This is a genomic window from Pelomonas parva (assembly GCF_043555835.1).
GTDB lineage: Bacteria > Pseudomonadota > Gammaproteobacteria > Burkholderiales > Burkholderiaceae_C > Pelomonas > Pelomonas parva.
Genome location: NZ_JBIGHV010000011.1, coordinates 194635 through 209036 on the forward strand (window position 1 = coordinate 194635; position 14402 = coordinate 209036).

Consider the following 14402-nt stretch of genomic DNA (forward strand, 5'->3'; position numbering starts at 1 on the left):
CCGATAACTCGGAGCATACCGATGAGCAACAAAGGCCAACTTTTGCAGGACCCCTTTTTGAACCTGCTGCGCAAGGAGCACGTGCCCGTCTCGATCTACCTGGTCAACGGCATCAAGCTCCAAGGCCACATCGAATCGTTTGACCAGTACGTCGTGCTGCTTCGCAACACCGTGACCCAGATGGTCTACAAGCACGCGATCTCCACCGTCGTGCCGGGCCGTGCAGTTAACTTCCACGCTGGCGACGCTCCTGCGGACGCCTGATTACCGCACCCTTGTCCGCGACCTCTGACCACACCGCGACGCCGCCCTCCGAGGCGGCGCGCGCCATTCTTGTGGGTGTCGATTTCGGTCGGCAGTCCGCCAAGCAGGGCTTTGACGAAAGCCTCGATGAGCTGGCGCTGCTTGCCGAGTCCGCCGGCGATACGCCCGTCGCCAAGGTCATCGCCCGCCGCCAGGCACCCGACGCGGCGCTGTTCGTCGGCTCCGGCAAGGCCGACGAGATCAAGCTGCTCGTGCAGGCCCACCAGGCCCACACGGTGCTGTTCGATCAGGCCATCTCGCCGGCCCAGCAGCGCAACCTCGAAAAGGTGCTCGGCGTGCCCGTCGCCGACCGCACCGCGCTGATCCTCGAGATCTTTGCCGCCCGCGCGCAGAGCCACGAGGGCAAGCTGCAGGTCGAGCTGGCGCGGCTGCAATACCTGGCCACGCGCCTGGTGCGGCGCTGGAGCCACCTGGAGCGCCAGAGCGGCGGCATCGGCATGCGCGGCGGCCCTGGCGAGGCGCAGATCGAGCTGGACCGTCGCATGATCGACGACCGCATCAAGAAGACCAAGGAGCGCCTGAAGCAGGTGCAGAAGCAGCGCAGCACGCAGCGCCGCTCGCGTTCGCGCAACGGCGTCTTCAAGGTCTCGCTGGTCGGCTACACGAACGCGGGCAAGAGCACGCTGTTCAACGCGCTGACCAAGGCGCGCGCCTATGCCGCCAACCAGTTGTTCGCGACGCTGGACACGACCACGCGCTCGCTCTACCTGGAGCAGGCCGGCGCCAGCGTCTCGCTGTCCGACACGGTCGGCTTCATCCGCGACCTGCCGCACAAGCTCGTCGAGGCCTTCCGCGCGACGCTGCAGGAGGCGGCCGATGCCGACCTGCTGCTGCACGTCGTCGATGCGTCCAGCCCCGCGCTGGAGGAGCAGATCACCGAGGTCGAGCGCGTGCTGGCCGAGATCGGCGCGGCGGACGTGCCGCAGATCCTGGTCTACAACAAGCAGGACCTGCTGGCCGACGACCAGCGCCCGCGCGAGATCGTCGATGCCGTGCTGCGCGCTGCGGGCGGCACCGATCCGACACCGCGCGTCTTCGTCAGTTCGCTCGCCGGCAGCGGCCTGGCCGAGCTGCGGCAGCTGATTGCGACGGCCATGCTGGCCCAGCCCTTGATTCCCGCCGAACGGGACCCACGTTTCGACGCTGACTCGTCACAGTCGTTCGACTTCGACGAGCCCTCTTCCTCAGAAGACCCCTCCCAGGCATGAGCAGCACTTCCCACATCCCGCCCCGCAGCCCTTGGGTACAGCGTCTGATGACGCCCATCGCAAGAGCCGCCGGCCGGCTGCTGAACAACGGTCGCAACGACGGCCCGCCCGACCTCGACGAGCTCTGGCGCGACTTCAACCGCAAGCTGTCGGGCATGTTCGGCGGCAAGCCGGGTGGGCCTTCCAATCCCGGGACCCCGAGCGGTCCGCCGGACATGAAGGGCGCGGGCATCGGCTTGGGCCTGATTGCCGGCGTCGTCGTGCTGGGCTGGCTGGCCAGTGGCTTCTTCATCGTGCAGGAAGGCCAGCAGGGCGTCGTGACGTCCTTCGGCAAGTACAGCAAGACGGTCGAGGCTGGCTTCCAGTGGCGGCTGCCCTATCCCTTCCAGGCGCATGAAGTGCAGCCGGTGTCGCAGCTGCGCCAGGTCGAGGTGGGCCGCAACTCGGTGGTCTCGGCCACGGGTCTGCGCGATTCGTCCATGCTGACGCAGGACGAGAACATCGTCGACATCCGCTTCACGGTGCAGTTCACGATCCGTGACCTGCGCGATTTCCTGTTCGAGAACCGCGACCCCGAACAGGCCGTGCTGCTGGCCGCCGAGTCGGCCGTGCGCGAGATCGTCGGCAAGAGCACGATGGACTCGGTGCTCTACGAGCAGCGCGACGCCATCGCCGCCGACCTCGTGAAGTCCATCCAGGCGCAGATGGATCGTCTCAAGGCCGGCATCCAGGTCAAGAACGTCAACGTGCAGAGCGTGCAGCCGCCCGAGCAGGTGCAGGCCGCGTTCGAAGACGCCTTCAAGGCCGGCCAGAACCGCGAGCAGATCAAGAACGAGGCGCAGGCCTATGCCAACCAGGTGATCCCCAGCGCCCAGGGTGATGCGGCCAAGCTGTTCGAGCAGGCCGAGGGCTACAAGGCCCGCGTCATCGCGACGGCAGAGGGCGATGCCTCGCGCTTCAAGAGCGTGCTGGCCGAGTACCAGAAGGCGCCGCAGGTCACGCGCGACCGGCTCTACACCGACACGATGAAGCAGGTCTACAGCAACGTCAGCAAGGTCATGGTCGACAGCCGCACCGGTTCCAACATGCTCTATCTGCCGCTGGACAAGCTGCTGCAGCAGGGCTCCAGCGGCACCGTGACCGTCTCCCAGCCCCAGCCGACGACGCTGCCCGAGCCGCAGGCCGTGCCCAATGCCGCCGACCTGCGCAGCCGTGACAACCAGCGCAGCCGCGACGGCCGCTGATCGAGGATGCCTTCCATGAACCGTATTGCCGCCATCGTCGCCGGACTTCTCGTCGCGTTGATGCTGCTGTCCTCCATGCTCTTCGTCGTTGACCAGCGCCAGTTCGCTGCCGTCTACGCACTGGGTGAGATCAAGGAGGTCGTCACCGAGCCGGGCCTGAAGTTCAAGCTGCCGCCGCCGTTCCAGAACGTCGTGCTGCTGGACCGCCGCGTGCAGACGCTGGACAGCCCCGAGTCGCGCCCCATCTTCACGGCCGAGAAGAAGAGCCTGGTCATCGACTGGCTCATCAAGTGGCGCATCACCGAGCCGCGCCAGTTCATCCGCAACAACGGTGCTGACATCCGCAATGTCGAGAACCGCTTGTCGCCGGTTGTGCAGGCGGCCTTCAACGAAGAGGTCACCAAGCGCACCGTGCTTGGCGTGCTGGCCACCGAGCGCGAGAAGGTCATGAACGATGTGCGCGCGCGCCTGGCCGATGAGGCCAAGCAGTTCGGCATCGAGATCGTCGATGTGCGCATCAAGCGCGTGGACTTTGCCTCGGGCATCACCGAGTCGGTCTACCGCCGCATGGATTCGGAGCGCAAGCGTGTCGCCGCCGAGGCCCGTTCGACCGGTACCGCCGAGGGCGAGAAGATCAAGGCCGACGCCGACCGCCAGCGCGAAATCATCGTCGCCGAGGCCTACCGCGATGCCCAGAAGGTCATGGGCGAAGGCGATGCGAAGGCGACGGCGCTGTATGCCGAAGCCTTCGGCCGCGACCCCAACTTCGCCCAGTTCTACCGTTCGCTGGAGGCCTATCGCGCGAGCTTCCGCAACAAGAGCGACGTGATGGTGCTCGACCCGAGCAGCGACTTCTTCAAGGCCATGCGCGGGAGTTCGGGTGCTTCTGCTGGCAAGTGAACGAACTGCTGACGGCCTGCGCGCTGCTGCTGGTCTTTGAAGGGCTGCTGCCCTTCCTCAGCCCGGGACGCTGGCGCGAGGTCTTCAGCCGCATCCAGGCGATGAGCGACGGCCAGATCCGTTTCATCGGCCTGGCCAGCATCGTGATGGGGCTGTTCGGGCTGCTCTGGTTGTACTGATCTGAAGGCCGGGGCCGGGAGGCGCCGGTAGAATGCCGTTTTTAACCGCCTGCCTTCGCCCATGTCCTCTGCTTGGCTGCTGCCCGAGCACATCGCCGATGTCCTGCCTTCGCAGGCGCGCCGCATCGAAGAGCTGCGTAGAGAACTGCTCGACATGGCACGCAGCTATGGCTGCGAGCTGGTCATCCCACCGCTGTTGGAGCACCTCGATTCGCTGCTGTCCGGCACGGGCAGCGGCTCCGACATCAAGCTCTTCAAACTGGTCGACCAGCTCTCCGGCCGCTCGCTGGGCGTGCGCGCCGACACGACCCCGCAGGTCGCCCGCATCGATGCTCACCTGTTGAACCGCCAGGGCGTGACCCGCCTGTGCTACTGCGGCCCGGTGGCGCACACGAGGCCGGACGGCCTGAACACCAGCCGTGAGCCGCTGCAGTTCGGCGTCGAGATCTACGGTCACGCCGGCCTTGAAGCCGACTTGGAAGTGCACGAACTGGCTCTGGATGCGCTGCGCCGCGCCGGCCTCAGCCGCGTCATGCTGGACCTGGGCGACGCGCGCCTGCTGCAAGGCGTGCTCGACGGCGTCAAGCTCGCGCCCGAGGCGCTCGAAGCGCTGACTGCGGCGCTGGCCGCCAAGGATCTTTCCGCACTGTCCGCGCTGAGCGCCGGCATGCCGGCCGTCACGCGCGACGCACTGCTGGCCCTGCCCAGCCTGTTCGGCGGCCGTGAAGTGCTGGCCGAGGCCGCGCGTCGCCTGCCCGACCACCCCCTCGTCAAGGCCGCCCTGGCCGACCTGGACTGGCTGGCCGGTCATCTGGCCACCGTCCACCCCGAGGTCAGCCTGGGCTTCGACCTGGCCGACCTGCAGGGCTATGCCTACTACACCGGCATCCGCTTCGCGGCGTATGCGTCGGGCTGCTCCGACGCCGTGCTGCGCGGCGGTCGCTACGACGAGGTCGGCGCCGCGTTTGGTCGTCGCCGGCCGGCGGTGGGCTTCAGCCTGGACCTGAAGACGCTGGTGACGCTGGCGCCCGCCACACCGTTGCGCGCTGCGGTGCGCGCCCCCTGGGGCGAGGACGCCTCGCTGCGCCAGGCCGTGCGGCGCCTGCGCGAGCAGGGCGAGACGGTGGTTTGCGTGCTGCCCGGGCACGAGCAAGAGGCCGATGAATTCGACTGTGACCGCGAACTGGTTCGCGAGCACGCTGACTGGGTCGTCCGGGCGCTCTGAGCGCGGCGGGCACCTTCTCCAATCTCAAGTAAGCAGGCAAAAAAGATGCAAAGCCAAACCGCGCGTGGACGCAATGTGGTCGTCGTCGGCACCCAGTGGGGTGACGAGGGCAAGGGCAAGCTCGTCGACTGGATGACGGACCATGCTCAGGGCGTGGTGCGCTTCCAGGGCGGCCACAACGCCGGTCACACACTGGTCATCAAGGGTGTCAAGACGGCTCTGCAGCTCATCCCCAGCGGCATCATGCGCGACGGGGTGGCCTGCTACATCGGCAACGGCGTGGTGTTGGACCCGACCCACCTGCTGTCCGAGATCGAGCGCCTGGAGAAGGCTGGAGTGGAGGTGCGCTCGCGCCTCTTCATCAGCGAGTCCTGCCCGCTGATCCTGCCCTTCCATGTGGCCGTGGACAAGGCGCGCGAACAGCTGCGCGAGACCAGCGGCAGCGGCAAGATCGGCACCACCGGCAAGGGGATCGGTCCGGCCTATGAAGACAAGGTCGCCCGCCGCGCGCTCCGCGCCCAGGACCTGAAACACCCCGAGCGCTTCGCCAAGAAGCTGCGCGAGCTGCTGGAGCTGCACAACTTCGCGCTGCGCGGCTATCTGAAGGGTGAGGAGCTGGCCTTCGAGCCCATCTTCGAGCAAGCCATGAAGATGGCCGAACAGATCAAGCCCATGCTGGCCGACGTCGGCTACCTGATCCACAAGGCCCACCAGGCCGGCGCCAACATCCTCTTCGAGGGCGCGCAGGGCACGCTGCTCGACATCGACCACGGCACCTATCCCTACGTCACGTCCAGCAACTGCGTGGCCGGCAACGCCGCTGCCGGTGCCGGCGTGGGCCCACAGATGCTGCACTACATGCTGGGCATCACCAAGGCCTACACGACGCGCGTCGGCTCCGGCCCCTTCCCGACCGAGCTGGACTGGGAAGTGCCGGGCACCGTCGGCTACCACCTGTCCACCGTCGGTCAGGAACGCGGCACCGTCACCGGCCGTGCCCGACGCTGCGGCTGGCTGGACGCTGCGGCGCTGAAGCGTTCGATGATCATCAACGGCATCAGCGGCCTGTGCCTGACCAAGCTGGACGTGCTGGACGGCCTGGCCGAGATCAAGATGTGCGTGGGCTATGAGCTGGACGGCCGTCGGCTCGACATCCTGCCGCTGGATGCGGACGAGATCGAAGCCTGCACGCCGGTGTTCGAGACCTTCCCGGGCTGGACCGAGGTCACCTTCGGCGCCACGTCCTGGGACGCGCTGCCGGCCAATGCGCGCAGCTATCTGAAGCGCGTCGAGGAGGTCATCGGCACGCCCATCCACATGGTGTCCACCGGCCCCGACCGCGAGCACACCATCGTGTTGCGTCACCCGTATTCCGCCTGACCCTTTCACACCACGGAGAAGCAACCACCATGCTGACCGACGACGGCAAACACCTCTACGTGTCCTGGGACGAGTACCACCTGCTCACCGAGCGGCTGGCGCTCAAGGTGCACGCCTCGGGCTGGCAGTTTGACCAGATCCTCTGCCTGGCCCGCGGCGGCATGCGCCCGGGTGACGTGCTGTCGCGCGTCTTCGACAAGCCGCTGGGCATCATGTCCACCAGTTCCTACCGCGCCGAGGCCGGCACCATCCAGGGCCGCCTGGATATGGCCAAGTACATCACCATGCCCAAGGGCGAACTGGCCGGCCGCGTGCTGCTGGTGGACGACCTGGCCGACTCGGGCGTCACGCTGAAGGCTGTGGTGGAGCGCCTGCGTGGCATGCCGTCCATCACCGAGCTGCGTTCGGCGGTCATCTGGACGAAGAAGGTCTCGGCCTACACGCCGGACTACTACTGCGAGATGCTGGAGACCTCGCCGTGGATCCATCAGCCGTTCGAGGAGTACGACGGCATGGGGCCGGAGCTGCTGGCGAAGAAGTTCGCGGTTTGAATCGACTGAAGATGGGTGTCAGGCAAGACTCGCCGAGGCGCCCATCGAGGGCGCATCGGCGGGGACTCGGTCACGCAAGCGCGACCCCGGCTTGGAGCGCAGCGCCAAGCCCTTCTCGTCCTCCCGCGATGTCCACTGGACATCGCTTCCTGAGCCCCAAACGACAAAGGCCAGCACTTTCGTGCTGGCCTTTTCTGTTTGGTGCCCAGGAGAGGACTCGAACCTCCACGGAGTTACCCGCTAGTACCTGAAACTAGTGCGTCTACCAATTCCGCCACCTGGGCAAGTGCTCAAGACTTCATCCGAAGCCATGGGCCGTTTCAGGAAAGCAAGGATCTTATCATCAAAAACTTGAAGAACACGAATAGTTCGCCTACGGGCGATGGCGCGGGCCTGCTCGCCGAGGTCGAAGGCACGCTGCAAGGCCATCGGGACGGACATGGTTTCCTGATCCCCGACGACGGCTCGGCCGATGTCTACCTGTCGTCCCAGGAGACGCACGCCGTCATGCACGGCGACCGCCTGCGCGTGAAGGTCGTCCGCCTCGACAAGCGCGGCCGGCCCGAGGGCAAGGTGCTGGAGATCCTCGAGCGCAAGAAGCGGCCGCTGATCGGCCGCCTGCTGCTGGAGTCGGGCATCTGGCTCGTCGCACCCGAAGACCGGCGCATGGGCCAGGACATCTTGATCCCCAAGAACGGCATTGCCAATGCGACCGCCGGTCAGGTCGTCGCCGTCGAGTTGACCGAGCCGCCATCGCTGTACTCCAAGCCCGTCGGCCGCGTCGTCGAGGTATTGGGCGAGATCGACGACCCCGGCATGGAGATCGAGATCGCCGTGCGCAAGTACGACGTGCCGCACCGCTTCAGCCCGGAGACGTTGGCGCAGTCCGCCAAGCTGCCCGAGAAGATGCGCGCGGCCGACCTGAAGGGTCGCATCGACCTGCGCGACGTGCCCCTGGTCACCATCGACGGCGAGGACGCGCGCGACTTCGACGACGCCGTCTACTGCGAGCCCTTCAAGCAGGGGCGCGGCAAGAAGGCCGTCGAGGGCTGGCGACTGCTGGTGGCCATCGCCGACGTGTCGCACTACGTGAAGCCCGGCGAGGCGCTGGACGGCGACGCCTACGAGCGCGCCACGTCGGTCTACTTCCCTCGCCGCGTCATCCCGATGCTGCCGGAGAAGCTCTCCAACGGCCTGTGCTCGCTGAACCCATACGAAGACCGGCTCAGCATGGTCTGCGACATGGTGGTGTCCAGCGACGGTACCGTCAGCGCTTACCAGTTCTACCCGGCCGTCATCAGCTCGCACGCGCGCTTCACCTACACCGAGGTCGCCGCCATCCTGGCCAACACGCACGGCCCCGAAGCCGCCAAGCGGCGGGAGTTGGTGCCGCATCTGCTGCATCTGCACGAGGTCTACCGCGCCTTGCTGGCCGAGCGGGGCCGGCGCGGCGCCATCGACTTCGAAACCACCGAGACGCAGATCGTCTGCGACGACAACGGCCGCATCGAGAAGATCATCCCGCGCACCCGCAACGACGCGCACCGGCTGATCGAGGAGGCCATGTTGGCCGCCAACACCTGCTCGGCGGACTTCATCCAGGCGAACAAGCATCACGCGCTGTTCCGCGTGCACGAAGGCCCGACGCCCGAGAAGCGCACGACGCTGCAGAACTACCTGCGCTCGCTCGGCATCGGCATGGGTGTCTCCGACGATCCGACGCCGCGCGAGTTCCAGCAGATTGCCCAGGCGACCAAGGAGCGCCCCGACGCGCAGCAGATCCACACCATGCTGCTGCGCTCCATGCAGCAGGCCATCTACACCGGCACCAACTCCGGCCACTTCGGCCTGGCCTATCCGGCCTACACGCACTTCACGAGCCCGATCCGGCGCTACCCCGACCTGCTGGTCCACCGCGTGATCAAGGCCTTGCTGGGCAGCAAGAAGTACACGCTGGACCCAGCCAAGATGAACGTGCCTCAGGCGCCCAAGCGCCCGGGCCGCGCGGCACCGCCCAACCCGGCGGACGCGCGCAACGAGGCCGAACGCTGGGAGGTTGTCGGCGCCCATTGCAGCGCCAACGAACGCCGTGCCGACGAGGCCAGCCGCGACGTCGAAGCCTGGCTGAAGTGCCGCTACATGCGCGACCGCCTGGGCGAGGAGTTCGCCGGCACCGTCAGCGCCGTCACATCGTTCGGCCTGTTCGTGCAACTGGACGCGCTCTACGTCGAGGGCCTGGTGCACATCACCGAGCTGGGTGGCGAGTATTTCAAGTTCGACGACGTGCGCCAGGAACTGCGCGGCGAACGCACCGGCATCCGCTACGCCACCGGCGCACGCGTGCAGGTGCAGGTCAGCCGTGTCGACCTGGATGGCCGCCGCATCGACTTCCGCCTGGTCCGGGAATCGGACGAGGGCCGGCCCGCCGGCCGTGGTGCGGCCGGCAAGCCTCAAGGCAAGCCTTCGGGAAGGGCGCCCGCCAAGAAGCGCGCACCCAAGACCGCCGTCGAGGCGCTCGATGAGGTGCAGCAGACCGACCGCGACGTGAAGCAGAGCCGCAAGGCCGTCATCGCGTCGCTGCACCCGGTCAAGGCGGCGCAGCAGGCGGCCAAGCGGGCGTCCAGCCGGGCTGCCAAGAAGACGGCGCCCAAGCCACCGACGCGCAAGCGCCGGTAGGCCTCAGGCTTGTGCGGCCAGGTGTTCGATGAGATCGCCGGCGCGCAGCGCGCCGGCCACTTCGCCGGCCCGCCCGTGAGCGTCCACGCCGGCGCAGGCGATGGCGTGCGCGCCGGCTTGCGGCTGCTGCGCCCACAGGCCGCCCAGCCAGCCGGCCAGCACATCGCCGCTGCCGGCCGTGGCCAGCGCTGGCCCGCCGCTGGCGCAGATGGCCGGCCGCTCGCCCGGTGTGGCAATGACGCTGCCTGAACCTTTCAGGACGACGGTGCAGTTGAGGCGCTGGGCCAGGTCGCTCCCGGCGGCGAGGCGGTCGGCCTGGATGCTGGCGGTGTCGCGGCCGAGCAGGCGCGCGGCTTCGAGCGGATGGGGCGTTAGCAGCGTGGTGCCGACGGGTCGGGCGCGCAGCAGGTCCTGCAGGGCGGGTTCAGCCGCGATGGCATTCAGCGCGTCGGCATCGATGACGATGCGCGGCAGCTCGCGCAGCAATCCGGGCAGCGCCGCGGCCATGGCCGGCCCCGCGCCGCAGCCGATCACACCCACGGCCTGGGGCAGCTCCGCCAAGCTGCCGCGCATCAACTCGGGCCGGCCGGCGTCGGCGCCCTCATCGCCCGAAAGGCCGAGCAGGTCCACATAGACCCGCCCTGCGCCGCAGGCCAGGGCCGCCCGCGCCGCCAGCCGGGCCGCGCCCTGCATGCCGGGCGCGCCGCCGACGACGAGCACCTGGCCGTGGCTGCCTTTGTGGCTGGTGGCGCTGCGCTCCAGGCGCGCGGCGGGGCCGAGCAGCTCGGCCGTCGGTTCGTCATCGGCTGCGATGCCCAGGTCGTCGAACCAGATCCGCCCGGTATGCGCGCGGCCCTCGCCGGTGAAGAGGCCGGGCTTGAGCGTGAGCAGCGTCAATGTGTGGTCGGCGCGCACGGCGCGTTCTCCGGCGGCCTGGCCGGTGTCACCGAGCAGGCCGCTGGGGAGGTCGACGGCGAGGATGGGCGCGCCACAGGTCTGCATCGCGGCCATGGTGACGCACAGCTCGGCCGATGGCGCGCGGTTGAGCCCCAGGCCCAGCAACGCGTCGATGACGAGGGCAGGGTGCTGCGGGGCTTCGTGGCCGACGTGCACGTCCACGCCGACCTCCCTCAGCCGCCGCGCGGCGACGTGGCCATCGCCGCCGTTGTTGCCCGGCCCGCAGACCACCCAGACCGGCCCTGCACCGCGCCGCAGCGCCAGCGCGAGCTTGGCCACCGCCAGCCCGGCCCGTTCCATCAGGTCCGGCGAATGAGCCAGCGCGCGCGCCTCGATGCGCCGACTGGCGGCGACGTCGAACAGGGGCAGGGTGGTGGTCGTGGGCAGCAGCAGGCGCATGCCCGCGAGCTTAGGCCAGGCGCTGCGGGCCCAGCGGGCCGATGTCGAGCGCCGGGGTCTGCCCCGTGATGTGCTGCGCCAGCACTTGAGCCGCACCGCAGGCCAGGCCCCAGCCATGGCCGCCCGGCGACAGGTTGAGCCACAGGCCCGCTCGGCCGCTGGCGCCGAGCAGCGGCAGGCCGTCGGCCACCAGCGCGCGCCGGCTCTGGCCGTGTTGCACCTGGTGGTGCAGCACCGAGCCGGGGAACCAGTGCTGCAGGCCGCGGTGCAGGGCCTCAAAGTCCGGTGTGTGACTGGCCTGGCGGCCGGTCACCACGGTGCCCCCGGTCACGCGAACGCGCTGACCGATGCGCGTGACGGTGAGGCCACGCGAGGGGTCGACCCAGGCGGCCTTGGGGCCGAGGTCGGGATGGGCTTCGAGCAGGCGCAGCGGCGCGGTGACCGAGGCTTCGTGCTGGGCCACCAGCGGCAGGCGCCGGCCGAGCAAGGCCGGCGCATCGAGACCGTTGCAGAGCACCACGGCGTCGAAACGTTCGTCCTGCGGGCCGGGCATTTGCGGCAGCGTGTCGCCCGCGTCTCGCTCGGCGCCGCGTGTCGGCGCTTCCAGCGGCGGCGTGTGCTCGTGGCGCAGCGTCAGGCCTGCACCGTCGGTGGTGATGGCGCGCACCGTCGTGTGAAAGCGAAACGCAGCGCCCAGCTGCTGGGCTTGCTGGCGCAGTTGCTGGGCGAAGAGGCGGGCATTGCCGGCGCCGCCGCTCGCGAAGGCCAGGGCGCCGACCAGCGGTGCGTCGGCGTTCAGGCCCGGCTCGCGGCGGCGCACTTGTTCGGGTTCGAGCAGATCGATCGCCAGGCCCATCGCCCGCCAGCTGTCGAGCCGGGCCTGCGCCGCCGCGACGCGCTTGGCGTCAACGAGGGCGACGAGGAGGCCGTCCGCAGCCTCGTCGTCCAGCCCGAGGCTGCGCCGCAACTCGTCCGTGCGGGCCAGGCCGAGCAGGCTCAGCGCCGCCAGCGTCGAGGGCGCGGCTCCACCGCGGCGGCCGGCGCGCCAGCGGCGCCAGCGCCAGGCCAGCGGCGCCGGCGCCGCAGCGTCGTCGACATCGGGCAGGAAGGGCGACAGCAGTGCGCTGCTCGCGAAGCTGGCCTGCTCGGCCACGCTGCCGCCGCGCTCAAAGACCTGGACCTGCCAGCCTGAGACGGCCAGTTCGTAGGCCGTCGTAACGCCGGCCAGGCCGGCGCCCACCACCGCGACGCGGCGGCTCAAGCGCGCACCCGATGGCGCGCGCTGGCGGGCTGGCTCGCGGCCGCTGCAAAGCGGCTTCGGCTGAAAAAGGCCATGCTTGTGTATACTCTGCGGGTTTTGCCGGAGGCGGCAAGCGCGTGCAAGCGCTGCGAGACCTTGGCAAGACGGTTGTGAGGGGTGTGTGGCTGAGGAATTCAGCGCCACTCGTCGCAACAAATCGCAAACCGGCCCACAAAGGTGTTGTGGTCTGCGGCTCTCGGGGTTCAGCTGAAATCGCTGTATCCAGGTGCTGCAACGCAATTCGGGCCGGATTTTAGACACAACCTTCGGAGTAAGACCCATGTCTGTCACGATGCGCGAGATGCTGGAAGCCGGCGTCCATTTCGGCCACCAAACCCGCTTCTGGAACCCCAAGATGGCCCCGTATATCTACGGCCATCGCAACAAGATCCACATCATCAACCTCGAGAAGACGCTGCCCGCGTTCAACGATGCGTTGAAGTTCGTGCGCCAGCTGGCTGCCAAGCGCGGCACCATCCTGATGGTCGGCACCAAGCGCCAGGCCCGTGAAGTGATCGCCTCGGAAGCCCAGCGCGCCGGCATGCCCTATGTCGATGCCCGTTGGCTCGGCGGCATGATGACCAACTTCAAGACCGTCAAGGCTTCGCTGAAGAACCTGAAGGACATGCAAGCCCAGGTCGATGCCGGCACCCAGCCCGCGATCAAGAAGGAAGCGCTGATGTTCCAGCGAGACATCGCCAAGCTGGAAAAGAACATCGGCGGCATCCAGGACATGAGCGCGCTGCCCGACGCCATCTTCGTCATCGACGTCGGCTATCACAAGATTGCCGTCGCCGAAGCCAAGAAGCTCGGCATCCCCGTCATCGGCATCGTCGACACGAACCACTCGCCGATCGGCATCGACTACGTCATCCCCGGCAACGACGACTCGGCCAAGGCCGTGGCGCTGTACGCCCGCGCCATCGCTGACGCCGTGCTGGAAGGCAAGGCCAACGCCACGAACGAAGTGCTGGCTGCGGTTGCCCCTGCCGGCGACGAGTTCGTCGAGGTTTCCGAAGAGGCGTAAGCCCTTCCGACGCTGCATCTGAAAGGGGCCGCGAGGCCCCTTTTGCCAACTGAATTTGGCCAACCGAAATCTGGAGATAGAAATGGCTGCAATCACCGCAAGCATGGTGGGCGAACTGCGTGCCCGCACCGACGCCCCGATGATGGAGTGCAAGAAGGCACTGACTGAGGCCGACGGCGACCTGGGCCGCGCTGAAGAGATCCTGCGCGTCAAGCTCGGCAACAAGGCCGGCAAGGCCGCCTCGCGCATCACCGCCGAAGGCATCGTCGCCTCCGCCGTGGTCGGCGGCAACGGCGCGCTGATCGAAGTGAACTGCGAGACCGACTTCGTCTCGAAGAACGATGCCTTCCTGGCCTTCGTCGGCGCGCTGGCCGGCCTGGTGGCCGAACAGAACCCCGCCGATGTGGCTGCGCTGTCGGCCCTGCCGCTGTCGCAGGAAGGCTTCGGCCCGACGGTGGAAGACGTGCGCAAGGGCTTGATCGGCAAGATCGGCGAGAACATGTCCATCCGCCGCTTCCAGCGCTACACCGGCAGCAAGCTGGCCACCTACCTGCACGGCACCCGCATCGGCGTGGTCGTCGAGTTCGAAGGTGACGAGGTCGCCGCCAAGGACGTGGCCATGCACATCGCCGCGATGAAGCCGGCCGCGCTGTCCAGCGCCGACGTGTCGGCCGAGCTGGTCGAGAAGGAGCGCCGCATCGCCACCGAGAAGGCCGCCGAATCCGGCAAGCCCGCCGACATCATCGCCAAGATGGTCGAAGGCTCGGTGCAGAAGTTCCTGAAGGAAGTCTCGCTGCTGGACCAGGTCTTCGTGAAGGCCGCCGACGGCAAGCAGACCGTGGGCGCCCACCTGAAGGCCGCCAACACGACGGTCAAGGGCTTCACGCTCTACGTCGTCGGTGAAGGCATCGAGAAGAAGGTCGACGACTTCGCCGCCGAAGTGGCCGCGCAGGTGGCGGCGGCCAAGGGTCAGTAAAGACCCTAGGAAAATGAAAGGGCGCCAAGTTGGCGCCCTTTAAACTTCCGGGCCAC

General features: G+C 68.1%; 13 protein-coding genes and 1 tRNA gene. 11 read left to right on the forward strand and 3 right to left on the reverse strand.

Annotation, left to right across the window (positions count from 1 at the left end):
• Positions 1-21 precede the first annotated feature (21 nt).
• From hfq to ACG00Y_RS25280, 8 genes are all read left to right on the forward strand, one after another.
• Positions 22-264: an RNA chaperone Hfq gene (gene hfq, locus ACG00Y_RS25245; protein ID WP_056198163.1), complete on the forward strand. Its 243-nt coding sequence runs from the start codon at positions 22-24 to the stop codon at positions 262-264.
• Positions 265-275: 11 nt separating this feature from the next.
• On the forward strand, positions 276-1532 hold the full coding sequence (hflX, locus tag ACG00Y_RS25250; protein ID WP_394483765.1) for a GTPase HflX: 1257 nt from the start codon (positions 276-278) through the stop codon (positions 1530-1532).
• A 47-nt stretch (positions 1533-1579) separates the two neighbouring features.
• Positions 1580-2776, forward strand: coding sequence for an FtsH protease activity modulator HflK (gene hflK, locus ACG00Y_RS25255; protein WP_394483767.1), 1197 nt, complete (start codon positions 1580-1582; stop codon positions 2774-2776).
• A 15-nt stretch (positions 2777-2791) separates the two neighbouring features.
• Positions 2792-3676, forward strand: a complete 885-nt coding sequence (gene hflC, locus ACG00Y_RS25260; RefSeq protein WP_394483769.1) for a protease modulator HflC — start codon at positions 2792-2794, stop codon at positions 3674-3676.
• Complete coding sequence (locus tag ACG00Y_RS25265) at positions 3673-3855, forward strand: DUF2065 domain-containing protein (RefSeq protein ID WP_394483771.1); 183 nt, start codon at positions 3673-3675, stop codon at positions 3853-3855. Before hflC ends, ACG00Y_RS25265 begins: the two co-directional genes overlap by 4 nt.
• A 61-nt stretch (positions 3856-3916) precedes the next feature.
• Entirely contained in the window at positions 3917-5080 is a 1164-nt protein-coding gene (locus tag ACG00Y_RS25270; RefSeq protein WP_394483773.1) for an ATP phosphoribosyltransferase regulatory subunit, read from the forward strand.
• A 45-nt stretch (positions 5081-5125) separates the two neighbouring features.
• Entirely contained in the window at positions 5126-6460 is a 1335-nt protein-coding gene (locus tag ACG00Y_RS25275) for an adenylosuccinate synthase (protein ID WP_394483775.1), read from the forward strand.
• 29 nt (positions 6461-6489) lie between these two features.
• Entirely contained in the window at positions 6490-7011 is a 522-nt protein-coding gene (locus ACG00Y_RS25280; RefSeq protein WP_057296268.1) for a phosphoribosyltransferase, read from the forward strand.
• A gap of 199 nt (positions 7012-7210) precedes the next feature.
• On the opposite strand, the gene ACG00Y_RS25285 is transcribed toward ACG00Y_RS25280, so the two are convergent.
• Positions 7211-7295, reverse strand: a tRNA-Leu gene (locus ACG00Y_RS25285).
• 67 nt (positions 7296-7362) lie between these two features.
• Here ACG00Y_RS25285 and rnr point away from each other — a divergent pair.
• The gene (gene rnr / locus ACG00Y_RS25290) at positions 7363-9687 is read left to right on the forward strand and encodes a ribonuclease R (RefSeq protein ID WP_394483777.1); all 2325 of its coding nucleotides are present in this window, start codon (positions 7363-7365) and stop codon (positions 9685-9687) included.
• A 3-nt stretch (positions 9688-9690) separates the two neighbouring features.
• Here rnr and ACG00Y_RS25295 read toward each other — a convergent pair whose 3' ends face one another.
• A complete protein-coding gene (locus ACG00Y_RS25295) occupies positions 9691-11043 on the reverse strand; it encodes an NAD(P)H-hydrate dehydratase (RefSeq protein WP_394483779.1) in 1353 nt (450 codons plus the stop codon).
• Positions 11044-11053: 10 nt separating this feature from the next.
• Positions 11054-12304, reverse strand: coding sequence for an NAD(P)/FAD-dependent oxidoreductase (locus tag ACG00Y_RS25300; protein WP_394483781.1), 1251 nt, complete (start codon positions 12302-12304; stop codon positions 11054-11056).
• 319 nt (positions 12305-12623) lie between these two features.
• Between ACG00Y_RS25300 and rpsB the strand changes: the two genes are divergently transcribed.
• The gene (gene rpsB / locus ACG00Y_RS25305) at positions 12624-13370 is read left to right on the forward strand and encodes a 30S ribosomal protein S2 (RefSeq protein WP_394483783.1); all 747 of its coding nucleotides are present in this window, start codon (positions 12624-12626) and stop codon (positions 13368-13370) included.
• Positions 13371-13452: 82 nt separating this feature from the next.
• A complete protein-coding gene (gene tsf, locus ACG00Y_RS25310; protein ID WP_394483785.1) occupies positions 13453-14346 on the forward strand; it encodes a translation elongation factor Ts in 894 nt (297 codons plus the stop codon).
• The last annotated feature ends 56 nt before the right edge of the window (positions 14347-14402 follow it).